Source organism: Halomonas sp. Ps84H-12, from assembly GCF_024124725.1.
Lineage (GTDB): Bacteria > Pseudomonadota > Gammaproteobacteria > Pseudomonadales > Halomonadaceae > Vreelandella > Vreelandella aquamarina.
Genome location: NZ_JAMXSJ010000029.1, coordinates 19,409 through 44,129, shown reverse-complemented (window position 1 = coordinate 44,129; position 24,721 = coordinate 19,409). Strand labels below are relative to the sequence as shown.

Genomic DNA, 24,721 nt, shown 5'->3' with positions numbered 1-24,721 from the left:
CACTGGTGATTGCCGTGCACTACGCCCGTGAAGGGGCCGACAGTGTGATCGTGCACCTCAAGGAGAGCCGCGACGCCGAAGAGACCAAGCAGCTGGTAGAGGCCGAAGGCCGCCGCCTGGTGCTGAAAGGCGATGTGGCCGCGCCCAGCTTCTGCCGGGAAATTGTCATTAGGTAGTCGATAGCGCGCATGGTGCCGGTTTCCCCCACTAACCCGCCAGATTTTTCACCAGCACCTTGGATTTACGGGCGTGGTTGTAGGCCTCGCGTTTGAGGGGGGGCAGGTCTTCCAGGCTGGCGGCGCGGAAGCCGCGCTCCACGAACCAGTGGGCGGTATGAGTGGTGAGCACGAACATATCGGAAAGCCCCTGCTGGCGGGCGCGTCGTTCCAGGGCTTCGACCAGTCGCTCGCCGCGCTCGCCGCCCCGGTAATTGCCATGCACGGCCACGCAGGCCAGCTCGCCCACGGTGGTCTCGGGGAAGACGTGCAGCGCCGCGCAGCCGATCACCATGCCGTCGCGCTCAATCACCATGTAATCATCAATTTCGTGCTCTAACCGCTCTCGGGAGCGGGCCACCAGCATGCCGCGCCGCTCCAGAGGCTCCAGCAGCTCCAGCAGGCCCGCCACGTCATTGAGCGTGGCCGGGCGCAGCTGCTCGTAGCGGTGCTGGGTGATCATGGTGCCCACGCCGTCACGGGTGAACAGCTCGCCCAGCAGCGCGTCATGATTGCGCCACGAGAGCAAGTGAGTGCGTGCTACACCCTCACGGGCGGCGGTGCAGGCAGCACTCAAGTGTCGCGCCAATTCGCTACCCGGCGCGGCTTGCTGCAGGCGCGGCTCTGCCTCAAAAGGGGAAAGCTGGCGCAAGAGCGCGCCCTGCTCGTCCTCCAATCCTTCCGACTCGCCCAGTAGAATCAGTTTATCGGCCTTTAGGGCCACGGCGGCGTGCTGGGCCACTTCCGAGGCGTCTAAATCAAACACTTCACCCGTGCTGGAGAATCCCAGCGGTGGCAGCAGCACTAGCGAGCCTTTTTCCAGCAGCCCCTCAATGGCGCTGGCCCGCACCCGGCGCACTTCGCCGCTATGGTCAAAATCCACTCCTTCGCGCACGCCTAGCGGCTTGGCGGTGACTAGGTTGCCGGAAATCACGCTGAGTTCTACGCCGTGTAGCGGCGTGCTGGGCAGACCAAGGGAAAGCCGGGCTTCCAGCCAGAGCCGCTGGTGCGCCGCTACCTGCTCAACGTGGGCCATCACCGCGCGATCGGCCACCCAGCGGCCATCCACCCGGGTGGGTTCTACGCCAGCGGCAGTCAGTGCCTCATGTACCTGAGGGCGAATGCCGAACACCACTACCAAGCGCACACCTAAGGTGTGCAGCAGCGCTAAATCCTGGATGAGCTGCTCCCCTCGGCCCGACGCCATGGCTTCGCCCTCAATCAAGATGACAAAGGTTCGCCCCCGGTGCGCATTAATGTATGGGGAGGCATTACGAAACCAATCTACAAAGGGGAAACGAGTGTCCAAGGGCCGCTCTCCGGCAGCAGGTGAATGAAGGTAACGCTGTTTACTTTAACAGAGCACAAAAAACAGCGGCACCTTCTATTGCAAAGATCTTATTCAAAGATCGTGTGGTGACTACTCCCCGCCCTAGCGGGCGAGGCTTCCCACTTCTCAGGCAGCTGCCGACGATGTGCCGGACTTACGCAAGCCTCCATGGGATTACCGCAGCTTGTATTATGTTACAACATAATAAGATCTTGATTTTATTGATTAATTAGAAAGGTAACAGCTTTAGGTTTATTTCGAGGGAAAACCGATCACTTTTTTGTTCTCTGCGATGGCTCGTAGACGCTGATTCTCCGCGACTAGAGTGGCCATTTCAGAAGCCATGTCTCGATTGAGTTCGCGGGCGTGAACATGCTCCTGTCTGAGTCCGGTGTATTTGGCTCTCAGCTCTTTGAGCTCGGTATTCTTTTCGTCCCGTTGTGCCCGGACAGCCTTGTTTCCGGATTCTCGAATACGCTCAGCGAGTCCAGGGTGATTGTTGTGAATGGTGGCTCGGCTGACCCCGGCTTCCTCGGCCACAGACTGGATGCTGAGCTTGCGTCCCGGCTTAACCACCTTGGGGCGACCTTTCTCTATTCTTACAATGGCTTGGCGTATAGCCTTTGCGGTCAATTCACCCCGCGTTGGGGGTTGGGAAGTATCTTTAGGTTGCGACATAAGCCAGATCCTCTTCAGTTGCCCCAAGCCCCTTCAGGACCGCCTCGCAGCGCTTAAGATCACGCTCGACTCGCTCGGTTCCTCCAGGTCCAATGTCTGTGAGGTCGCGCAACTCGATCTGCTGTGCATAAATACCCTGCCATACAGCCTTACGTGACTCATCGATAACCGCATTGCCACAATCAGCACAACGTGTTTTCTCTACGCCCTGGCCACCGTTGCAACCTCCGGTGTCGGCGGTACACCACGCGACACCAGTGGCTCGCAGATGAACTAGGGGGCTGATCGTCTTAGCCATCTCAGCGCGATTCTCCTTGGCAGCCAGCGCCTCGTTCTTCGTGCGGAAGGCCCGGATTGGTTCGGCAGCACCTCCCACCAGAATGGCATCAGGCTCCAGCCAGTGCTCCAGAAGATCGGTCTTGATGCTCAGTGCGGCCAGGCCCACGCTGTCGTAAAGCTCGGCATCTTGGAGCCGGGACATGGCGTACAAAGTGGTCATGTCTAGCGACCAGTGCTTGAAATGATCCCGCAGGTAGCGAAGGTCGCCAAAGGCGCTGTGAGCCGCGTAGACCGCGAAGGTGCGCCGGAACTGGTGCGGCGCAAAGCGCCAGTCCAGCCCACACTGGGCAGCAAACGCATTGAGGCGATCAATGATCGAATCTCTCGAAAGAGTTCCGACTCGGTTGTTCTGTCTCGTTGAGACCGCGAGGAATAGACGACGGGTATGCTCTTTCAGTCGCGCAATGTCGGGGTCCTTCGGATCGTCAGTTCGCAGATCAAAAATACGTTGTTCCAGTTGCGCTTGCAGGGAGCGCACCAGGCTCTCCGCCACCGTGAGGGCGCGGTGAGTAATCTCGGCTACCAGCCATTCACAGGCTCCCGCGCCTGTCTTGTACGAGGTGCCGCGCATCCAATGAAAGGGCTCACCCTCTTCATCCAGCGTTTTGAACGCACACTGATTTTCCAGTGAACAGAGTTCGGATACGCGGATACCGGTGGTGATCAGGATGATGCTCATGCACGCCGTTTGAAGGTGTTGCTCCGCTGTACGAATGCCGCTTAACGTCCAGCCGAGTTTTTTCAGGCGCGGTTGAATGAACCTAAAACTCCGATCCTCTGACTTCCAGCCTTCCACCTGAGCGCGGAGACTAATGATCTCATCGGCCCGGTCCAGCCATTCAATCGACGACTGGAACAGTGGTCCTAGAATATCATCCGGAATGATTTCGGTTCTGGCTTCTTGGAGTTGAGGATTGCCTTGCCCCGTCAGCCCTGCCAGGTACTTTGCTGACGATTCCGGCCAGGGGTGTCGCATAGGGTCATCGGACTGCTGACTGAGGATATGGACTGTTTCTACAGCCAAGAAACGCTGCTTCAGCGTGCCACCTGAAAGCGGTTTCCCTTTTCGGCCCCTCAGCCCTCTGCAAAAGCTTACATATTGATGCCCGATCAGCGGCGTCGCGTCGCTCAGTCGGGCTATGCTTTGGTCCTGAAGCCAAGTCAGAAACAATGTCACGCTCTGGAAAAACTGGTATATCGTGATGCCCTTGGGTCGGCTGCGGCCTTCAATGCCGTTCAGGATGTAATGCGCCGTACAGGCACGCAGCGTTTCTCGAAACATCACAGGCACACGTAAGAAGTTGAGCTTTTTCTGGGTATCTTTCGCTCCAGCAGGAAAAAGGCTGTCTGGCAGAGTCCACACATCATCACTGTAGCGGCTCAGAACGTAGTAGGAGCCGTCTTCCAGACGCATGCCCGAGATGAGCGCGTTTGGGTTGATCATTCCTGTCTGGACGGCATGGAGGGCTTTGAGTTGCCCTGCACGGAATTCGGCTGCGTTCATGCTATGTCCTCCAAGCGCTCCGGATCACGCCAGAAGGGGTGTGGGTCGACCTCCGCCCGCTGCCGTTGGATACTCACCAGCTCGCCATCAAATTGCGGGGCGATCTCTTGGTCGATGATTCGGATGATATGACCGTAGACCCGTTTCCACGCGCTCGCACCCATTTTCTGGCGCATCCTGACCAGTGCCCAATAAAGACTGAAGACACGGTGGAGATCATCACTCGTCACAACGAATGACCGACAACGAAAGCAAGCCAGAAACTTCTGGCAGTGCTCGCCATTCTTGGGTGCACGTTCACCGTTCAAGGTATCCCGACAGTGGGCTATCGGCGTGTTCTGTGTCGGCAGAGGTGCAACCTTGCCGTGGTTCAATAGCTCTTCAGTTCGAACCTCGCCCATGAGCCGCCAATCTTGCTCAGCCCTTTCCGGAGCTTCCAGATAGTGGTTGTCGGACACCTTCGGGGTATGGCCACCGAGCCTTGCTGTCAGGAAGGGGTCCTGGCCGGACAGGGTGAACAGATGGTTCTCAAACGTCTTACGCAGACGCATGACGTTGAGCCTCAGAGGCTTGCCGTCAGCATCGGTTATCTGATGCCGGTCGAGAAACGCCTTAATGCCGCGGGTGAGAGTGTGTTGAGCCAGCCGGCCCATTTTCCCGGCGTTTTTCCTGGATAGGCTCTCGTAGACAAACAGAAACGCCGGGGAGTTACTCGACTGTCGTATCGTGTCGTTGCGCTCGCGCACAAGATCTATGATGCGGGCCACGTCAGGCAGCGCCGACACCATCGACTCAACATCGGCGGCGCGACGCAGGCTCTGGATGTGCGTGGCGTTGCCGCGACGCTTAAAGCTGACCAGCACGTACCTGTCTGACTTGATGGGATGGGGCTGAAGGCAGTCGGTCAGGAGCTCCAGGGCGGGGGTCGGATTGATGCCCGTTCGCGCTGCAATGGCCAGCAGGCAGACAGCAAGTTCTTCTGAGGTTAGCGACCCACTTCCTTTGATAATCGCCCGCATATCGGTTTTTAGCGCCTGCAGAACGCTACGGCGCTCTGGCTCGCTCAAAGCGGTCTGTCCCTTCATTGATCGGTTGGAGTTTGGAAAGGGGTTGCGCGGAAAAATATCTTTGGCAATCCAGCCTGATTCTCCCATCGCCGCCAGTACCGCCTTGGTGGTTGCGTATCGAACCTTCTGGCTCGACAAGCGGACATCCGACTGCCGCAAATGGGCAATGAATTGGTCGATAAACTGACGGTCAATATCATCCAGGCGCAGCTCACGTTTCAACGCGGCAGACATTGTGGCACAGAAGGGTAGAAAGGCTGATAACCCGTTTTGGTGATATCTAGCGATAGTAGCCGCGCTGAGCGTTTTTCCATCGCTTTCGGCGCAGGCCCTGGCCATAAGATCCAGTGCGCGTTGAGTGGCATAGACCACCACATCGCATCCGTTTCCGTAGTGCTTAGCGAAATCAAGGTTGCGTCGACCCGTCGCATTTTCGGGCAAGGACACGACCATCTGAGCTGGAGGTAGACTCGTGAGTTCCAACGTTTTGTCACTGGCATCTTTGCCAGGGCGGGAGGCTGTCGATTGAAGTTTTTTTCTAGGCACTGCCAATCTCCCTGCTGATCAGATCGATTTCGCTTTGGTAGTCGTTCATCAGCGCATCCTCAAGCTCTGAGAGACAGTGCAGGTATTTCTCGGTGGATGTGACCGAGGCGTGGCCCAGGCGGTCGCGTACGTACAGCAAGGCATGGGTCTGGGCCTTGGATTGCATCATTGCGTACAGCGTATGCGTGGCGTAGGTATGCCGCAGAATATGGACGTTGATGTAAGGAATGCCGGCAGCCGCCCCAGCCTTCTTTACAAGGCCCAGAAAGGCTGCCCCGTCGTTCGCGTAGGGTTGGCCGGATTCCGTCAGGAACAAAACGGACTGGCGCTGGCCAGAAATGTTCTCATGCTGATGGCGACGGTTCAGGACGTATTGCCAGAGGGCTTCCATGACGGTGCGAGGCACGTCGATTCCCCGGGGCTGATTCCGCTTGATGGTCATGTCGCGCGGATCGAGATTGATCCGGATGAAGGAGCGGTGCTTGGTGTACATCACTGGATCGATCACGTACTTCAGCGGAAACGTAGCCAGCTCTTCACGGCGCAGTCCTGTCGTGAGCGCCAACCGCATGATCAGCTTGTGAGTGGGATTGGTGGTAGCATTCAAGAGATCAACCGACTGATGCTTGCTCAGCACCCGAATTACGGTTCGCGGGGTCCTCAGCATGACATCTGCGGTCGTGCGACTCCCACCACTCGCATCGACGTGAGCGAGGAAGCCTTTAGGTTGCCTCACCGTTACCGTTTCCATCGAATACGGAACAGTCGTCACCCAACCACTGTTGGCGGCATACCGGTAGAACGCGCAAAGAAGTCGTAGTCGCGCATTCACCGTTGCTGCGGAAAGGCTTCCACCCTCGGGACTCAGATTCCAATCACGGAACTCCGCCAGGATCGTCGCTTCTCGGTCATTGCCCACATCACACCAGTCAATGTCATTCACCTCACACCAGCCAAAGAACTGATACAACGCTTTCCCGTAGGTGACCCACGACTTCTTGGATTGAACCCTTCCACGCTTGATCAGGTGTGCTATGCAAAAGTCCAGAGCTTCCTCAACAACCTTCCCCTCCCTAGAAATAAGGATTGGAAAACCGGAGTAGCTTAGGCCGTTGAGCTTGAATTTGTTCGTGCTGAAGAAGAGGTCCATATTGAGACTCTAGCATGATATATCACTTTTGTAAGCGGTAATCATGGGCAGAGACGGACAGCCCTTCCGCCTTCAGCTCGATAATGCCTTGATGCTTGATGTTCAGCGCCGCGTTGATGTCCCGGTCGTGCTGTGTGTGGCAGGCGGGGCACTCCCACGACCGGATGTTCAACGGCATGGCGTCCATCTTGTGCTGGCAGACATGGCAGGTCTTGGAGCTGGCAAACCACGGGTCGATCTTGACCAGATGCTTGCCCTGCTCCTTGGCCTTGTAATCCAGCTTGGTCACCAAGGCATGCCAGGACGCATCGCCGATGTGCTTGGCTAGCCTGGCGTTCTTCATCATGTTGCGGGCCTTCAGCGTCTCGACGATCACCGCTTGGTTATCGTCAACGATCTGTCGAGAGAACTTGTGCTGGAAGTCATGGCGGGCATTCGCCAGCCGCTCGTGCGCCTTGGCGACGAGTAACCGTGCCTTGGCCCGATTGGCGCTGCCCTTCTTCGTGCGGGACAACGCCTGCTGCTTGCGCTTGAGATTTTGCTGCGCCTGCTTGAGGAAGCGCGGATTGGCGATCTTGCGGCCGGTGGAGTCAATGGCCAGATGCGACAGCCCCATATCGAGGCCGAGGACCTTGGCGGCGTCGACCGCCTTCAGCGGTGCTGGGGCGGCCTGCTCTGTTTCGTAGAGCAGCGAGGCGTAGTGCTTGCCGGTGACGGTACGGGTCAAGGTGATGCTTTTCAGCCTGCCCTCGACCTGTCGATGCATCCTGGCCTTGATGGGTCCAAGCTTGGGCACCTTGATCCAGTCGTCGCCGGCCTTGACGCCGACGCAGTGATAGCTGGACTGCTTGCCCCGCTTGCTCTTGAAGCGCGGATAGCCGGCTTTCTGCGCGGGGTCGAAGAAGCGCTGGAAAGCATGGTCGAGGTTCAAGCACGCCTGCTGGAGAGCCACGGAATCAGCTTCTTTCAGCCACCCATATTTGCGCGACTTCTTGGCCACCGGCAGCAGCTTTTTGATGTCGTGCTTGGCGCTCAGCGACTGGCCGTGACGCTTGTGGCGATGGGAAATGATGCGAAGGCCGGTGTTATAGACGAAGCGCACCGCGCCGAACTGGCGGTTCAGGAACTCCGCCTGCTCGGTCGTGGGGTAGAGTCGTACCTTCGTAGCCTTCAGCATGGCGCGCCATTGATGCATGGATGTATGTACAGCTTATGCCACTGGGCCCCATGCCGCAAACCCAGCAGCGCTATCGCGCTGCCCGCTTGTATCCCCGCTCGAGTGGGCGAGGGCTTACGCGGATTTTTGCTAAGAAGGTGCCGCTGTAGGCTTGGCGGTTCAGCCGAGCTGTGGCATTCGGTGCGGAGTTAGCTCCGTCTGTTAACCAAACATGCCTTTAAACATAAAGAAGAACAGAATCGCCAAACCAGCACCAGCAGGCAGCGTAATCAGCCACGACATAGCAATGGTACCAATCACTCGCAGGTTAAGCGCCGCCATACCACGGGCCAAGCCTACGCCCAGCACCGCGCCCACTAGGGTGTGAGTGGTCGAGATGGGCAGACCAGTACCCGATGCCAGCACTACGGTGGTAGCCGCCGCCAGGGTGGCCGCAAAACCACGGCTAGGCGTCAGCTCAGTAATGCCGGTACCGACCGTCGCGATGACTTTATGGCCATAGGTAACCAAGCCAACGACGATACCGCCGCCACCTAGTACCAGTACCCACCAGGGCACAAGGGCCGAGCCCTCAATTTCACCGCCGGTTTGCACCACGCTGATCACCGCTGCCAGCGGGCCAACCGCATTGGCAACATCATTAGAGCCGTGGGCAAAGGCCATGGCACAGGCGGTGAAGATCATTAGTACGCCGAACACTCGCTCCACGTTGGCGTAACCAAAATGGTCGTTAGCGGTCTTTTCGAATTTGATGCGGCGCTGCATCAGCATGCCAATGCCCATAATGACCAAGCCGAGCAGGATGGAGAGCAGCAGGCTTTGGTTAAAGGTCAGGTCGAGCCCCACGTGGGAGAGCCCTTTGGTCAGCGTGACCATGGCAACAATAAAGCCCACCAAAAATACATAGCCCGGCACGTAGCGCTTGGCGGCGGTAAACGGGTTATCGTTTTCAAAAATCAGGTGGTGGACCGATTTGAACAGCACAAAGCCGATGGTACCGGCCAGCAGCGGGGAAACGACCCAGCTTGCCGCAATCTTGGTAACCGCTCCCCAATCCACGGTAGAAGCCCCCAGGCCTGCCACCGCGAAGCCCACAATCGCGCCCACAACGGAGTGCGTGGTGGAAACGGGCCAGCCTTTCATGGAGGCCACTAGCAGCCAGGTTCCCGCTGCCAGCAGCGCCGCTAACATGCCGTACACCAGCAGCTGTGGGTCTTCCTGCAGCAACTCCGGGTCGATGATGCCTTTACGAATGGTGTTGGTAACTTCGCCACCGGCCAGCCATGCGCCTAAAAACTCAAAGACAACGGCAATAAGGATCGCCTGTTTGATGGTAATCGCTTTCGACCCCACCGAGGTTCCCATGGCGTTAGCGACGTCGTTTGCGCCGACGCCCCACGCCATAAAGAAGCCAAATACACAGGCCAGAATGATAAAAATGTCACCGTGCTGGGCAATAATCTGCATGAGTATCCCTTAGCGTGCGGTCAAAATCTGCAGGCGGCTACCTACGCGTTCAGCGCGATCAGAGACTTCGCCCACCCATTCAATGATCTTGTAGAGGAAGATCACATCCACCGGCGGTAGCTGGCTCTCAAGCTCAAACAGCTGACGACGAATCGCCACCTGCTGGCTATCGGCCTGGTGCTCAAGGGTGTGCAGTTCGCGGATCATGTTTTGCATGACATCGGAAACATTGCGACCAAAACCGGATTCCAGCAGGTCTTTCAATTCTTCAAGCGCTTGGCGAGCTTGGGCCACACAGGCCACACTGGTGCGCATGTAGTCGCGCATCGGTTCGGCCAGCTCATTGGGTACGCGCATTTTACGGCCCAGCATAATGCCGGTAATGTCGCGCACTTTATTGGCAATCTTGTCCTGAACACTGATCAAATCGAGCAGGTCAGAACGCGATACCGGCAGGAACATGGTGTTAGGCAGGTTCAGCCGCAGTTCTGTTTTCAGGGTGTCGGCGTCGTGCTCTAAGCGCGTGACGTTCTCGCGCAGCTCAGCCGCCGTGTCCCAATCACCGACAAGTGTTGCCTCGAAGAACGGCAGCAGTTGGTCGGCACATTCATTGGCCTTGACGATGTGGGCCAGCAACGGCTGGAATGGCGAGCGGCCAAACATCGCGGAAAAAGGGTTGGAGGTTACCATATAGCCTTTAGCCTGTTTTCGGGGAGCCTGGAAATGGCGGGCGCCAGTATAAAGAGTGCGTCCGCCGCCGTCATGAAAAGTTCATAATGTCATCAAAAATTAACCAAAATGTCATAATAGTGAGGTGGCGATTGTCATGAAAAACTCAACCAGTATGCCAGCACCGACCGAGGTAGAGCTAAAACTGGCACTGCCACCCACCCAGATCGACGCGCTGTTACACCATCCGGTGCTCGCCAGCACTCCCCCCGTTCAGCAGCAGCTGGCCAACACCTACTTCGATACCCCGGCGGGAGATTTAGCCGCCGCACGAATAGCGGTGCGCCTGCGCCAGCTGGATAGCCAAGTATTGCAGACGGTAAAAACCGCCGGCCAAGGGGGTGGCGGGCTCTCCAGCCGACAGGAGTGGGAGTGGCAAGTTCCTGACCCCAGCTTAGATCAATCCGCCCTGGCCGCCCTGCCGCCCTTTCAAAACGCGTTAGCAGACAAAATTGCGGCACTGCGCTCGACGCTAAGCACAGACTTCACCCGCCGCAGTTGGCAGCTTGCCTGGCAAGGCAGCAAGATTGAGCTGGTGCTGGATGAGGGCGAGATCGTTTGTGGCAAGGCTCGCGCGCCGATTTGCGAAGTGGAGCTAGAGTTAAAAGCAGGCGACCCTGAGGCGCTATGGTCGCTGGCGGCCGAGCTGGCCAGCCAAGTACCACTGCGTCCCTCCGACAGCAGTAAGGCATCGCGGGGCAATGCGCTGGGCCGCCAGCAGTGGCCGCTGCCTGATGCCCAGCACCCGGCCGAGTGGCTACACCGCGCGACAGTCGCACTCGACGCCTATCACGATAGCGGTGACGCGACGCACTTAATCGCCGCGCAGCAGGCATTGGCAACGCTTGCCCAGCACCCGCAGCTGGATAGCGCCGCACGGGCAGATGCTGAGATGCTGCCTAAGGCATTAGATAGCGCAGGCATGCCCACCACCGCCTACGGCGCGGCTGCGTTAAATTTGGCTCGTCGCTTCGCTTATGAAACCGCGCTACGCTAAACACGTTTCAACCACTCATTAAGCCCACCTCAGGATGACGCGATGAGCTTTCCCCTTACTCCCGGCGCCGAAGGACTCCGCGCCCGGCTGTTCCATATTATTTTTGAATCCGATACGCCGGGGGCGAAGGCGTTTGATATTGCGCTAATCGTCGCCATTCTGCTCAGCGTTGCGGTGATTTTGCTCGATAGCGTTGAGATCTATGCCGAGCGTTATGGGCATATTTTCTTCTACATCGAATGGGCCTTTACACTGCTGTTTAGCCTGGAACTGCTGGTACGGCTTTACTGCCTTGAACGCCCCACGGTGTATTTAAAAAGCTTTTACGGCGTGGTGGATGTGATTGCAATTATCCCCACTTGGCTAGTGCTACTAGTGCCTGGCGCGCATGCGCTGGTGATGGTGCGGATTTTGCGGGTGTTGCGCATCTTCCGCATTTTGCGACTGATGGAGTTTGTGGGGGAAGGCAGGCTACTGCTGGATGCGCTTAAACGTAGCCTGCGCCAGATTTTGCTATTTTTCAGTAGCATTCTCATGGTGGTCACACTGTTTGCCGCGCTGATGTACACCATTGAGTCCCCTGAGTCGGGCTTTACCAGCATCCCCATGTCGATATATTGGGCCATCGTGAGCATTACCACCGTCGGGTATGGGGATATTGTGCCCGCCACTTCGCTGGGCAAAGCCATCACAGTGATTCTGATGCTGATTGGCTACTCGATTATTGCCGTGCCCACCGGGGTGTTTTCTGCCCAAGTGATCCGCTCGATTCGTGAAGACCGCTACTCAGAAGAAGCCTGCCCTGGCTGCGGCCACGACCGCCACGAAAAGCGTGCCCGCTACTGCCTGCGCTGCGGCACTTGGCTGGATGAGAACAGCGAGGACCCGCGCAAAAAAGCGCACAAAGAGAGCAGCGACGATGAGACGCCAAGCGAGGATAAATAGCACCTCGCCGATACGAAAACGGAGACGCTAAGCGCCCCCGTTTTAATAGTGCTCAGTGACCGCTACTCTTGAAACGGCGTTATATCGCCACGCCCTTCCCGCACGACTTTGGGCGGCAGTTCACGAAGATCAATCACGCTCGTTGGGTCAAGGTGGCAGGCACCGCCATCAATAATCAAATCCAGATGGGCACCAAAGCGCTCGCGAATCTCCTCGGGGTCGCTCATCGGCAGCGCCTCGCCAACCGGAATCAGCGTCACGCTCATTAGCGGCTCACCCAGCGCCTCTAGCAGCGCGTGGGTGATGCGGTGATCGGGCACCCGCACACCAATTGAGCGGCGCTTAGGGTGCAGCAGCAAGCGCGGCACTTCGGTAGTGGCATCCAGAATGTAGGTGTAGGGGCCGGGCGTGTGAGCCTTCAGCAGCCTGAACACGGCATTATCCACTTTAGCGTAAGTGCCTATTTCGGAAAGATCCGAGCACACTAGAGTAAAGTTATGCTTGTCATCCAGCGAGCGCAGCCATTTGATCTTCTCGATGGCCTTTTTTTCGCCTAAATGGCAGCCCAGCGCGTAGCCTGAGTCCGTTGGGTAAGCGACTACTCCACCCTTACGAATAATCTCGGTGGCTTGGTCAATCAGCCGCTTTTGTGGGTTTTCCGGATGAATCTGAAAATATTGGCTCATCGCTTACTCCTGCCTGTAGGCATCTGGTTAGCTAAGGTTTTTAGCGATATCACTTTTAGCTTAACTTATTCAGCGGCTTAGCACCCAGCATACCGCTCGGGGCATCGCGCAGGTGGGCTAAACGGGGGTGCTGCCAAATAGGCGGCGCGGCGGTACGGGGCACCGGACTCATGCTGCCAGGCGCTGCATGGCTGCCAGGAAAGTGGAAATCACTGCCCAACGAGGCGTACAGCTCCCGCTCTACCAACTGGCGCGCCAAATCACGGGTGGCGTCTGGGTTTTGCTGGCCGCTAACAAGCTCTACGCCTTGGCCACCGGCTTCCATAAAGGTATCCATCAACAGGCCGCGCTTGCGCCGGGTAAGCCCGTAGCGCAGCGGATGGGCCAGCACGGCCACTCCGCCAGACGCCACTACCCAACCCACTGCTTCGCTAATTTCCGGCCAATGGGCTTTAACATCGCCTTTTTTACCACTGCCCAGGTAGCGCTTAAAGGCTCCGGCCCAATCGGCTACCACACCTTCCGCCACCAGCGCTCGGGCAAAGTCAGGTCGCCCTAGGGGGCGGTCGCCGCCTGCCTGGGCGCGGGCTTTTTCCAGCGCGTTGGGTAAACCCATTTTTTCTAAACGCTCGGCGATCACTTCAGCGCGCTTGATACGCGCTTCCCGCTGCTGCTCAAGCCCCTCTATCATCGGCCCCTGCAGCCCGCCGGGCATTAGCGCTACCACGTGAATATTAATCCCCTGCCAGCGGGTGGATAACTCACACCCCGGCACCAGGCAAAGCCCTGCCTGCTGGGCGGCGCGGCTCGCTTCTTCCACCCCTTCCATCGTGTCATGGTCGGTGAGCGCCATGTGAGTAAGCCCACGCCCAGCGCATAGGGTTACCAGATCCGTCGGGGAAAGCGCCCCATCAGAAGCGGTTGAGTGCATGTGCAGGTCAACCGAGTAGCGCTGGTCGGCATCGAATGCGGTAGGCAGTACGGAGGCAAGAGCGTTAGGAAGTAGTGGCATTAGCATGACGCCGTGTGGCGAGTTTAGAATAGGCGTGTTGAACACGAACAAGCTCGCCATGGTGCGCGCTAACCGGAGTGCGGTCAATGCTATGGCCGATACGTTACCCCTGCCTTCAAGGAGTTATCCCCATGCTTTACGCCATTATCAGTGAAGATGTTGCCAACAGCTTAGAGCGCCGCTTAGCAGCCCGCCCCGACCACTTAGCGCGGCTTGAAGCACTGCGCGATGAGGGACGGCTTATTCTGGCCGGCCCGCACCCCGCCATTGATTCTAATGACCCCGGCGAAGCGGGCTTTAGCGGCAGCTTAGTGGTGGCGGAATTCGATAGTTTAGAGGACGCCCAAGCCTGGGCAGATGCCGATCCATACATCATCGCTGGGGTCTATGCCAAGGTAATTGTTAAGCCGTTCAAAAAAGTTTTTCCTTGACCAATAGGGGCGAGCGTGGAGGGTCCGCCCGCTTTTTCACAGAGCCTGTGGAAAACTCTGTGAAAACTCGGCGGACGCTTTTCTATAAGCCAGAGATAGCGCCCCGATTAACAAATTGATCATTTTTTAACCAATTATCGCCACCACGGATGCTCGCGTGACTCAACGCCCTGCTCAATCCCCTAGTGCTCTACCCCCACTTGAAGCGTTAACCGCCCCACAGCTGACGTGGAACGACACTTCTCCCCATTCAGACGCCTTCGACGACGTCTATTTTTCCCGTGAGGATGGGCGTGCAGAAACCGAGCACGTTTTTTTAGGGGCCAACCGACTTCCCGAGCGGTTTGCGGCTTGGCAGGAAGCACGGGCCTTTGTGATTGGCGAGACAGGCTTTGGCACCGGGCTAAATATACTGTGCGCCTGGGCCTGCTTTGAGCAGCACGCCCCAAAAGGCGCACGGCTGCATCTGTTATCCACAGAAAAATTTCCCCTGGGCCGTGAAGCGCTTACCCGCGCCCTAAGCGCGTGGCCGTCGCTGGCCGGTTATTCACAAGTGCTGTGCGAACTATGGCCAGAGGCGGTAAGCGGCATCCACCGTTTGCACCTAAGCGAGCGCGTCACCCTCGACCTGCACTTTGGCGACACCACCGAGCGGCTGAACCTGCTGGAGGGCCAAGTGGATGCTTGGTTTTTAGATGGCTTTGCGCCCTCTAAAAACCCCGAGATGTGGCAGCCCGAGCTTTTTGAAGCCATGGCGGCCCGTTCGCGCCCCGGTGCCACCTTTGCCACGTTCACCTGCGCAGGCATCGTCAAGCGCGGGCTGAAAGCGGCGGGGTTTCACTGGAAAAAAGTGCCGGGGTTTGGCCGTAAGCGGGAGATGCTAGCGGGCGGTATAGAAGCACCGCCCACAGATACGCGGCGCAACGCGGCGCCCTGGTTCACGCCCCCCGCCCACCGCGATGCCAACCACGTGGTAGTGATTGGCGCGGGCATAGCGGGCAGCAGCGTAGCGGCAGCGCTGGCTAAGCGCGGCAAGCAAGTCACGGTGGTTGAGCGTGACGCCCCTGGCGCGGGCGGCTCCGGCAATCGTCAAGGGGCGCTCTATGTGAAGCTGGCAGTAGAAACCAACCCCCAAAGCCGTGTTTACCTAGCAGGGCTGCTATACAGCCAGCGCTGGCTGGGCCAACTGGCCGCCGCTTTTCCACAGGAGCCGCCGCTCTGGCAGCCTTGTGGCGTGTTACAGCTCGCGCTAAGCGATAAAGAGGCTAACCGCCAGCAGCGTTTTCTGGCCAATCATCCGCTGCCAGAATCGGTGGTGTCTGCACAGACCAATGCGCTAAGCGAGCTGGCGGAAGTACCGGTCTCTGCAGCCCACGGGCTATTTTATCCCCAGGCGGGCTGGGTTCAGCCCAAAAAGCTCTGCGAACAGTTGTTGCAGCACGCCAATATCACCCTACGGCAGGGCGACGTCAGCGAGCTACAGCAAGCCCAGCAAGCCTCCCAAACGGCGCAGTGGCAGGTCACGCTGGCCAGCGGCGAAACGCTGCAGGCTGATCATGTGATCGTGGCTACAGCATCCCTGGCTAACCAGTTTGCTCAAACCGCCGAGCTGCCGTTGCAGCAGGTGCGCGGCCAGGTCAGCGAGCTAACGCTGCCAGCAGGTACGAAGGTGCCCACTAAAGTGGTATGTGCGGGAGGCTATGTATCACCACCGATGGATAACGTACTGACCTTTGGCGCCAGCTTTGTGCCCAATAACGCCACAACGCAAGTGGTCGAGGAAGAGCACCAGCGCAATATTGATGAGCTACGCCAAGCGCTGCCAGAGTGGGTCGCCGCGCTAGAGGCAGCTGGCGTTACGTTAAGCCCAGAAGCGCTGGAAGGCCGGGCTGCAGTGCGAGCCGCCAGCCCCGATAAAACCCCTTACGCCGGGCCGGTGCCCCACACAGCCGCGTGGCAGCGGGATTACGCAGTGCTGCGTAAAGATGCCTCGAAAGTGCCGCCTGTTAATGGCGAGCACCATCCAGGGCTGTGGATCTCCACCGCCCACGGTTCCCGAGGGCTGGCCAGCGCGCCGCTGTGCGCGGAGGTTATCGCATCGCGCATTTGCGATGAGCCGCTTCCCATTGAGCAGCCATTGGCTGACCACCTTCACCCAGGGCGGCGCATCATTAGCGCGCTGGTGCGGGCTCAGTAATCGCCCTCTTCTTCATCATCTGCTAACTCTCGCCCAAAGGAGCGCCACTGGGCGAGGGTCATCACTTCGGTCATTTCCAGCTCTAGGTCGTGGGCAATGATCAGCTCGTGTCGGTCAAGCTGCTGCTTAAGCTCAGCGACCCAGCCGCTCATGCCTTCGCCGGTATCGGTGGTGTCGTAGCCTTGTCGAGTAACAAACGCTTCCAGCAGCGCGGTTAAGGTTTCTGGCGGCAGCATCCGCGCGGGCACTTCGATAAACCGGCTCATTCGCTTTGCTCCCAAGCGGCTAAACGCTCAATAAAGGTGGCTTCGTCGATCACTTCAACCCCCAACTGCTCGGCTTTGGTGAGCTTACTGCCTGCAGCTTCGCCCGCCACTAGGCAAGTCGTTTTTTTAGAGACGCTGCCCGCTACCTTGGCCCCCAGCGCCTGAAGCCGCGCCTTGCCTTCGTCACGGGTCATGCTCTCCATGGCACCGGTCAGCACCCAGGTTTGGCCCTCTAGCGGCGTGGGGCCTTGGGTGACTTCTGACTCTTGCCAAGTAATGCCCGCCTCAATCAGCGCTTGGAGTGTTTCCAGGTTATGGGGCTGGCGAAAAAACGTGTGGATATGCTTGGCAACAATGGGGCCTACGTCATTCACCGCTTCCAGCGCCGCTTGATCGGCGTCTTGCAGCGCTTGCAGCGTGCCGAAATGGTTGGCGACGTTAGCAGCCGTGGCTTCGCCCACCTCACGAATGCCCAGCGCGTAGATAAACCGCGCCAGCGTGGTCTGCTTGGCCTTTTCCAGGGCGTTAACCAAGTTGGTGGCGGATTTTTCGCCCATACGCGGCAGGCTCTTTAGCTGCTCTACGCTGAGATGGAAGAGATCGGCAGGCGTCTTCACCCACTCCTGATCCACCAACTGTTCAATCAGCTTCTCGCCCAGGCCGTCGATATCCAGCGCTTTACGGCTGGCAAAGTGCTTCAGCGCCTCTTTACGTTGGGCAGCGCAGTAAAGCCCACCAGAGCAGCGTGCCACCGCCTCGCCTTCCAGGCGTTCGATATCCGAGCCGCACACTGGGCAGTGGTCGGGGAAGGTAATCGCACGGGCATCCGCCGGGCGCTTCTCTTCGTCCACTCGCACCACTTGTGGAATCACATCCCCTGCGCGGCGAATGGCTACCGTATCGCCAATCATCACGCCCAAGCGAGTAATTTCATCGGCGTTATGCAGCGTGGCGTTAGAGACAGTCACTCCTGCGACGGTGACCGGCGCAAGGCGCGCCACCGGCGTAATCGCCCCGGTGCGACCTACCTGAAACTCCACATCGTTGAGGGTCGTGACTTCTTCTTGGGCAGGGAATTTAAACGCCACCGCCCAACGCGGGGCACGGGCAACAAAACCCAGCTCTCGCTGGTGGCGCAGGTCGTTGACCTTAATCACCACACCATCAATGTCATAGCCAAGCTGGTCGCGTTTAGCGCCTAGCTGCTCGCAGTAGTCGGCTACCGCGTCGGGGCCGTACATCGTGGTTAACTCTGCACTAGTGCGAAAGCCCAGGGTGGACAGCCGTGCCATCAGCGCACTGTGGGTGGCATCGCCCAAGTCTGGCTCCAAGCGTGCTGCTTGGTAGGCGTGGAACTCCAACGGGCGGGTCGCCGTAATGCGCGGGTCGAGCTGACGCAGGCTGCCAGCCGCAGCGTTGCGCGGGTTGGCAAATACTTTGCTGCCCTCTTCTCTGGCACGCTCGTTGAGCGCTTCAAAGCCGGAGTGGCGCATAATCACTTCGCCGCGCACTTCGACCAACTCAGGCACGTTTTTGCCCATGAGCTTAAGCGGCACCGAGCGCAAGGTACGCAGGTTAGAGGTAATGCCTTCCCCCGTGCGACCATCCCCACGGGTCGCACCGCTGACCAACACGCCCTGCTCATACACCAGCGATACCGCCGCGCCATCCAGCTTCGGCTCGCAGCTAAACTCAATCTCTTCTGCCTGACACTCCAAGCGTTCCGCCACGCGTTCGGCAAAGGCCACAATATCGTCACGACTAAAGGCATTATCCAGCGAGAGCATCGGAATGGCATGGGCAACCTCGGGAAAGCCCTCTGCCGGAGCGGCGCCGACTCGCTGAGTGGGCGAGTCGGGGGAAATCAACTCGGGGTGCTCGCCCTCTAACTGCTTTAAGCGCTGCAACTTACGGTCGTAGTCAGCGTCGGTTAACGTTGGCTCGTCTAGCACGTAGTAGCGGTAGTTGGCGTCATCCAGATCAGCGCGTAGTTGGCTGATCTCTTCCAGCAGGGTGGGGGCAGGCTGACTCATTCAGAGGTTCCGAAGACAAATAAAACAGGTAATTAGTAACAAAAACACCCGCCTTCTTGAGGAAGGCGGGTGTTCGCACAACGCGGCGTTTAGCGAGCCTGCATATGGCGGTGCAGGCGGTGGCGACGCTCAAATTCATGAACACGCTGCCGGGCAAACTCGATGGTTTGCGCCGTCATCACGCTGCGGTTTTCATCTTTAAGCTCGCCGCCCATGTGGCGTACCACCACCATGGCCGTTTCGACCATTGCTTCAAAAGCAGCCGAGCTATCCACCGCGCCGGGCAGGGGCATTAAGAAAGTGATCCCAGGCGTTACAAACTCATCCATCTCTTCGATGGGGAAAGTGCCGGGTTTGAGCACGTTCACCATCGAGAACTGCAGCTCGCTATTGGGGCTTTCCGTTTCAAAGCGATTGAAGACGCCCATCGCGCGGCAATAGCGCAACCCACAGGCCATCATTAGTTCAAGCAACTTGTCGCCATCAAAACCTTCGGGATCACGCGACAGCACGCTAATGACTACCAACTCGTCAGCATTGGCAAGCGTCTCTTTGGCGTGCTCGCCGTTCACGTCATGACGCAGAGCTTTTTCCAACGTAGGGTGCGCGCGCACAACGCCTTGGGCTGCATAAGCGTCATCGTACTCGTCATCAACGCTCTGGTAGTGATCTTCATAGCGGCTAGCGCTGTTTGCGTAGCGCTCTAATTCAGGCTCGGCATGCGCCTGCTGCACGGCGTCGCGTTGGGCGGCAGCTTCATTAGCAGCAGCGGCTTCGCGAGCTTGAGCTTTTTCTTGAGCGATACGCGCTTTTTCCGCTTCAGCGGCCTGCTTCGCTTCACGGCGCTGCTCGGCTTCCAGCGCTTTACGCTCAGCTTTTTGCTTGGCGGCTGCTTCAGCTCGCTTGGCTTTCTCGGCTTTTTTGATGGCTTTCTCTTTACGGCGCTCAATAATACGGCGCTTAAAGGAACGGCCAATGCCTTCAAAATCGACTAAACGATACTCGTCGATTTCATCGTCATCTAGCTCGTGATCGCCTGCCATGTCGGCGCGCAACTGGCGGCGCTTGGGTGCGTCGGAAGCGTGCTTGGCAAATACCGCATCTTCAGGCTCGGCGCGAAGCACCGGCTCGGGCTCAGGAGTAATATCTGGCTCAACGGCCGCTGGCTCTTCAGGAGCTTGGTTGCTTTCCAGCTCAGCATGGAGCTCTGGTGTATGAGAGGCGTTTAGCTCAGCGGTGTTCGGCTGTTCGCTAGGTGCTTCATCAGTGGCGGAGAACGACGCAGGTGCTGTACCTGTTTGCTGAGACTGGGGTGCTTCGTCTTCCATGGCACTCATGGACGACTCCGGGGTCGCTGGCTGGGGGGTCTCTGCTTTCGGGGCCTCTTCACGAGCTGTAAAGACACTTGGCTCACGGCGTGGCGGTTCGCGCATTTCGTTTCTGGTTTCAGCAGACGCATCAGCTGTTGCTGACACATTAGCAGTAGCTGCCTGGACAGCCGGCTCCGCCTTGTTAGATTTCGCTGCTGCAGGTTTTGGCTTTCCTGAGGGTTTGGTAACCGAGCGACGGAAATCAGACAGCACCCTAGAAGGCCCTGGATGCTCTTGGCGCTCTAACTTGGGTTTTTGCCCCAGCCCACTGTAATCGGCGGGCTTGACCACCCGAGCACCGCCGTTTGGCAGCTCCCAATTGATCTCGGCTTCTTTCGCCTCGTCGTCTAACTCTTCCAACTTCGCGGTAGGCAAATCTTTTACCGCTTGGTCTAGCCGGGGCACACGACGCTGACGCTGGAGCCTACGCACACCGTCGACAACGATTAGCGAAACCAGTGCCAGTCCTAGAATGATTAACCACTCTCTTAATTCCATGTCGAGCATTCCATGGGTCATCTAACCGGTTACTAGGGCACAGTGAGCGGCACTGCGCCAGAATATGGGAACCTTCTTATAAATCGATATTTAGCACCAAGCATAGCGCGGTTGCTACGAAAAGAGCCAATTTTTGCTGATTTTCACACGTTTGAGCCGCTAAGGGAGCTTTTTAGGCGATTTTTTCGACCTTATCAACCATCAAAAGTGCCCTTTCCGCGTCATTCCATCTCTGATACGGGTGGCCAAACGCGGAGTGCCGTGTGAGGCCGCTACCCACTCAGTTCACCCTATTTAAACGTTATGCTAGTGAATGTTTTTCACTATCGCTAGTTTCTTATGAACGCATTGCGCTTTAACAACAGGTAATGATTCGCAAGCGATAAGCGGGACTTAAGCCTATACGGCCGCGACGACCCCACCGCCAACACCACGTTTTTTCAACAACTTGCTGTTATCAAAGCATTTCGTGGGCATGGCGTTACTATCCGCTTGCGCTGGCGCACCCAGGTGACAGGCACGCCTTGGCAAATAAGGAAACTCTAGGGAAGTCGCAACACGGCGCAGCCATGAGCCACACGCACTATTCGACCAACTCAGCGGCCTCATCGATACCCACGGAAACCAAACGTGAAACGCCGGGCTCTTGCATGGTGACCCCCATCAGGCGCTCGGCGGCTTCCATGGCAATCTTGTTGTGGGTGATATAGATGAACTGCACGCTTTCGGACATCTCTTTCACCAGCTTGGCGTAGCGGCCAACGTTGGCGTCATCCAGCGGAGCGTCGACCTCATCCAGCATACAGAACGGGGCCGGGTTGAGCTGGAAAATGGCAAAGACCAGCGACAGCGCAGTTAGGGCTTTTTCCCCACCGGATAGCAGATGAATCGTGCTGTTCTTCTTACCCGGCGGGCGGGCCATGATGGCCACGCCGGTTTCCAACAGGTCATCACCGGTCAGCGTCAGCCACGCCGCCCCACCGCCAAACACACGGGGAAAGAGCGTTTGCAGACCGTTATTGACCTGATCGAACGTCTCCCGGAAACGGACGCGGGTTTCTTGATCGATCCGCTTGATCGCCCGCTCCAGCGTTTCCAGTGCTTCGGTGAGCTCGGCATGCTGGGCTTCTAGGTAATTACGCCGCTCGGCCTGCTGATCGTACTCCTCGATGGCCGCAAGGTTGATCGCCCCCAGGCGGCGGATTTTTTCCGAGGTACTTTCCAAACGCTCTTGCCACGCAGGTTCGCTGGCATCGCTGGGCAGCGTGCTGGCGAGCGCATCGGCATCGTGGCCTAGTTCTGCTAACTGCTCATCCTGGGTGGCGGCTTTGAGCGCCAGCGCCTGCACCTCCATGCGGCGCTGCTGGAGCTGTTCGCGGCTCTGTTCCAGATTGCGCTCATGCTGCTGGCGGGCTAACTCATCGTTGCGCAGCTGCTCGGCCAGCGCTTGTGCCTGCTGGCGCGTCTCGTTGAGCCGCCGCTCCTGCTGTTCGCGCTGGTGAAGCAGCTCTTCGAGCTCCTCAGCGGCCAGCTCGTCGGGCTCGACCAGCATTTCACGGGACTCTTCCAGCTCGGCAATACGCAGCGAGAGGCGCTCTTCAGTATCGCTTGAGCGGGCCTGCTGCGCGCGCAGGCTGTCGCGCTCGGCTTTTAAGCGCTCACGCTCCAGGGCCAACGCCTGCTGACGCGCTTTGAGCGGGGCATACTGCTGGTTGAGCTGCTCGCGCTGCTCACGCTGGCGGTGGCGCTGCTCGGCGCTGGTTTCTCGCGCTTCTGCGGCGGTTTCCAGTTGCTCCATGGCCGTGTGCCAACGAGCGCGCTGCTCTTCTAAAGTAAGCGTTAACTCCGCCTCATCTTCTTGCAGTTGCGCGAGTTCGTCGTCCAGCTCCATGGCGCGGCTGGAGAGATGCTCAAGGCGTTGGGCAAGCCGCTGCTCTTGCACTGCTAGCTGTTGGCGGGTGGCCGCGTGGTCGCGCTCCTGCTCCGCCTGCTGCTCACGGGTCAGTTCTAACGTTTCAATCGTCTCGTTGGCGGCTTCGCACTGTTCATCCAAGAGCGCCAGCGCCTCTTCCGCCCGCTCACGCTCTGCGGCCAGCTCCTCATAGCGGCGACGAGTGACCAGTAGCGCATCGACGCCTTCGCCATTGGATTGCTGATGCAGCCAACCGCGACCGCGCCATACTCCGTCTTGGCTGACCACACTCTCACCAGGGGCAAGCCTAGCCAGCAGCGCTTCGGCCACCTCGGCGGTATCAACATAGTGAATACTTGCTAACCACTCCGTTAGCGCGCCTGCGCCTTTCACCAAATCGCTGAGGCGATTGCCTGGGCCCGCCGTGGCTGTGGAAGGCGGCGCTTGATCAATCAAGCACCACTCCGTCGCTAGCGCTTCGGGCAGCGCGTTTAACTGATGGGTGGCTACCAGTCGGGCGTTTAACCAAGGGGCGAGTAGCCAGGAAATAACCCGCTCCCAGCCTTGGCTGACCGAAATGGCTTCACCTAAGCGGGATGCATCGGCGAGGCCATGAGCGGCCAGCGTTTCGCTTAGCTGAGGGTCGTGATCGGCCAGAGCGGCATCCATCAGCGCCTGCAGCGAGGCAAGTTCACCCTGCTGCTGGCTCAGCGCAGCGCGCTGCTCGTCGCGGCAGGTTACCGCTTGCTGGTAGGCGCTTTTGGCATCGCTGTAGCGCTGCTGCCACTGTTCTCGCTCCACTTGGAAGGCGTCGGCACGTTGGTCGGCTTCTTCCAGGCGGGCTTGGTATTCGGCGTGCTCGTTTTGTAGCGCAGTCATGTCGGCCAGCTCGCCGCGCTGCTGGCGGCGGCGCTGCCCTTCTGCCTGCAGGCGGGCAATACGTTGCTCTAAGTCGCGCAGTTGGTCTTGGCTACGGTCGGCATCGCGGCTGGCCTCGCGCCAGCGGTTTTCGGCGTCGGCCCACTGCTGTTCAGCGGCTTCCAGCGCTGGCGTTGCGTCGGCCAGGGTCTGCTCGAGCAATTCGAGCTGCTCTTCCAGCGCTTCATGCTCGGGCAGCAGCTCCTCAAAGCGCTCGTCGATCACCGCGAGCCGCTCCTGGTCGCCCTCGCTGACCTGGCGCTGCTCGTCGAGATCCCGTCGGGCGGTGGCAATGTCATTGGCCAACTGCGCTTCGCGGCTGCGGCGGTGGGCCTGGTCCTGCTCTAAGCGGGCAATGCGCGTGGTGGTTTCATAAAACTGCTGCTGGTGGCGGTCCAACACGTCGGCCAGCTCGTCGTGCTGTTCGCGGGCCTGCTCCAGGCGGGTTTCGCACTGACGCACGCCAAACACGTCTTTTTCGACGGCAATTTCCAGCTCGCGGACACGGCTCTCTTGGTGAGACTGTTCGGCCCGCAGGGATCGGCCGCGCAGCAGCGCCAACTCGCCTTTTAAGCGATACTCTTGCTGTTTGAGCTCTTGGTAACGCTTGGCGGCTTCCGCTTGGCGCTTGAGGCGTTCGAGCTGTTTATCCAGCTCTTCGCGAATATCGTCCAGGCGCTCCAGGTTCTCCTGGGTGCGCCGCATGCGGTTTTCGGTTTCCCGACGGCGCTCTTTGTACTTGGAGATCCCCGCGGCTTCTTCGAGGGTGGCACGCAGGTCGTCCGGGCGCGCTTCGATCAGCCGCGAGATCATCCCCTGGCCGATAATGGCGTAGGAGCGCGGGCCTAGGCCGGTCCCCATGAACAGGTCGGCGATATCCCGGCGGCGGCACTTCTGGCCGTTGAAGAAGTAGTTGGACTGGCCATCCCGGGTCACCAGGCGTTTGACGGCAATTTCTGAGTACTGGGCGTATAAACCGCCCATGCCGCCATCGCGGTTATCGAACTTCAGCTCGATAGAGGCCTGCCCTACCGGCTTACGCCCGGTAGAGCCGTTGAAGATAACGTCGGCCATGGATTCGCCGCGCAGGGTTTTGGCGGAGGACTCCCCCATCACCCAGCGCACGGCGTCGATAATATTGGATTTACCGCAGCCGTTGGGCCCAACGATGGCCGTCATGTTGCCATCGAAGGGCACGGTGACCGGATCGACAAAGGACTTGAACCCAACGAGACGTATAGAGGTTAAGCGCAT

Annotated in this window: 19 protein-coding genes; 5 read left to right on the top strand and 14 right to left on the bottom strand. The window is 58.6% G+C overall.

From position 1 onward, the window contains the following. Positions 1–14: 14 nt before the first annotated feature. Positions 15–176 carry a hypothetical protein gene (locus tag NH344_RS13900; protein ID WP_235253769.1) on the top strand — a complete coding sequence of 54 codons (162 nt, stop codon included), beginning with the start codon at positions 15–17 and terminating at the stop codon, positions 174–176. Positions 177–207: 31 nt separating this feature from the next. On the opposite strand, the gene argA is transcribed toward NH344_RS13900, so the two are convergent. From argA to NH344_RS13860, 8 genes are all read right to left on the bottom strand, one after another. Continuing rightward, complete coding sequence (gene argA / locus NH344_RS13895; RefSeq protein WP_235253770.1) at positions 208–1,524, bottom strand: amino-acid N-acetyltransferase; 1,317 nt, start codon at positions 1,522–1,524, stop codon at positions 208–210. Between the two features lie 273 nt (positions 1,525–1,797). Next, on the bottom strand, positions 1,798–2,223 hold the full coding sequence (locus NH344_RS13890) for a hypothetical protein (protein ID WP_137093410.1): 426 nt from the start codon (positions 2,221–2,223) through the stop codon (positions 1,798–1,800). Then, complete coding sequence (locus NH344_RS13885; protein WP_137093412.1) at positions 2,210–4,066, bottom strand: tyrosine-type recombinase/integrase; 1,857 nt, start codon at positions 4,064–4,066, stop codon at positions 2,210–2,212. Before NH344_RS13885 ends, NH344_RS13890 begins: the two co-directional genes overlap by 14 nt. Next, a complete protein-coding gene (locus tag NH344_RS13880; protein ID WP_137093414.1) occupies positions 4,063–5,679 on the bottom strand; it encodes a phage integrase SAM-like domain-containing protein in 1,617 nt (538 codons plus the stop codon). Before NH344_RS13880 ends, NH344_RS13885 begins: the two co-directional genes overlap by 4 nt. Then, positions 5,672–6,829: a site-specific integrase gene (locus NH344_RS13875; protein ID WP_137093415.1), complete on the bottom strand. Its 1,158-nt coding sequence runs from the start codon at positions 6,827–6,829 to the stop codon at positions 5,672–5,674. The genes NH344_RS13880 and NH344_RS13875 overlap by 8 nt, the downstream gene beginning before the upstream one ends. 22 nt (positions 6,830–6,851) lie before the next feature. Further along, positions 6,852–8,006, bottom strand: coding sequence for a transposase (locus tag NH344_RS13870; protein WP_253028024.1), 1,155 nt, complete (start codon positions 8,004–8,006; stop codon positions 6,852–6,854). A 201-nt stretch (positions 8,007–8,207) separates the two neighbouring features. Further along, a complete protein-coding gene (locus NH344_RS13865; RefSeq protein ID WP_253028023.1) occupies positions 8,208–9,473 on the bottom strand; it encodes an inorganic phosphate transporter in 1,266 nt (421 codons plus the stop codon). A 9-nt stretch (positions 9,474–9,482) separates the two neighbouring features. Beyond that, on the bottom strand, positions 9,483–10,163 hold the full coding sequence (locus NH344_RS13860; RefSeq protein ID WP_044629978.1) for a TIGR00153 family protein: 681 nt from the start codon (positions 10,161–10,163) through the stop codon (positions 9,483–9,485). Between the two features lie 136 nt (positions 10,164–10,299). Between NH344_RS13860 and NH344_RS13855 the strand changes: the two genes are divergently transcribed. Next, positions 10,300–11,199: a CYTH domain-containing protein gene (locus NH344_RS13855; protein ID WP_172515480.1), complete on the top strand. Its 900-nt coding sequence runs from the start codon at positions 10,300–10,302 to the stop codon at positions 11,197–11,199. A 42-nt stretch (positions 11,200–11,241) separates the two neighbouring features. Beyond that, entirely contained in the window at positions 11,242–12,144 is a 903-nt protein-coding gene (locus tag NH344_RS13850; RefSeq protein WP_062361564.1) for an ion transporter, read from the top strand. Between the two features lie 62 nt (positions 12,145–12,206). Here NH344_RS13850 and NH344_RS13845 read toward each other — a convergent pair whose 3' ends face one another. Both NH344_RS13845 and NH344_RS13840 read right to left on the bottom strand, forming a co-directional pair. Continuing rightward, positions 12,207–12,830: an L-threonylcarbamoyladenylate synthase gene (locus tag NH344_RS13845; RefSeq protein WP_062361567.1), complete on the bottom strand. Its 624-nt coding sequence runs from the start codon at positions 12,828–12,830 to the stop codon at positions 12,207–12,209. A gap of 55 nt (positions 12,831–12,885) precedes the next feature. Further along, on the bottom strand, positions 12,886–13,842 hold the full coding sequence (locus tag NH344_RS13840; RefSeq protein ID WP_074211633.1) for a PHP domain-containing protein: 957 nt from the start codon (positions 13,840–13,842) through the stop codon (positions 12,886–12,888). 131 nt (positions 13,843–13,973) lie between these two features. Between NH344_RS13840 and NH344_RS13835 the strand changes: the two genes are divergently transcribed. Further along, positions 13,974–14,273 (top strand): YciI family protein, encoded by a 300-nt coding sequence (locus NH344_RS13835; RefSeq protein WP_074210984.1) that lies wholly within the window; start codon positions 13,974–13,976, stop codon positions 14,271–14,273. Between the two features lie 157 nt (positions 14,274–14,430). Further along, positions 14,431–16,470 carry a bifunctional tRNA (5-methylaminomethyl-2-thiouridine)(34)-methyltransferase MnmD/FAD-dependent 5-carboxymethylaminomethyl-2-thiouridine(34) oxidoreductase MnmC gene (gene mnmC / locus NH344_RS13830; RefSeq protein WP_253028022.1) on the top strand — a complete coding sequence of 680 codons (2,040 nt, stop codon included), beginning with the start codon at positions 14,431–14,433 and terminating at the stop codon, positions 16,468–16,470. Here the strand turns inward: mnmC and NH344_RS13825 are convergent. The 4 genes from NH344_RS13825 to smc all read right to left on the bottom strand — a co-directional run bounded on the left by NH344_RS13825 (position 16,464) and on the right by smc (position 24,721). Further along, positions 16,464–16,736, bottom strand: a complete 273-nt coding sequence (locus NH344_RS13825) for a YheU family protein (protein WP_044629984.1) — start codon at positions 16,734–16,736, stop codon at positions 16,464–16,466. The genes mnmC and NH344_RS13825 overlap by 7 nt on opposite strands. Then, entirely contained in the window at positions 16,733–18,769 is a 2,037-nt protein-coding gene (gene ligA, locus NH344_RS13820) for an NAD-dependent DNA ligase LigA (RefSeq protein WP_253028021.1), read from the bottom strand. Before ligA ends, NH344_RS13825 begins: the two co-directional genes overlap by 4 nt. 89 nt (positions 18,770–18,858) lie before the next feature. Further along, the gene (gene zipA / locus NH344_RS13815) at positions 18,859–20,637 is read right to left on the bottom strand and encodes a cell division protein ZipA (protein WP_253028020.1); all 1,779 of its coding nucleotides are present in this window, start codon (positions 20,635–20,637) and stop codon (positions 18,859–18,861) included. 583 nt (positions 20,638–21,220) lie between these two features. Next, positions 21,221–24,721, bottom strand: coding sequence for a chromosome segregation protein SMC (gene smc, locus NH344_RS13810; RefSeq protein ID WP_230834677.1), 3,501 nt, complete (start codon positions 24,719–24,721; stop codon positions 21,221–21,223).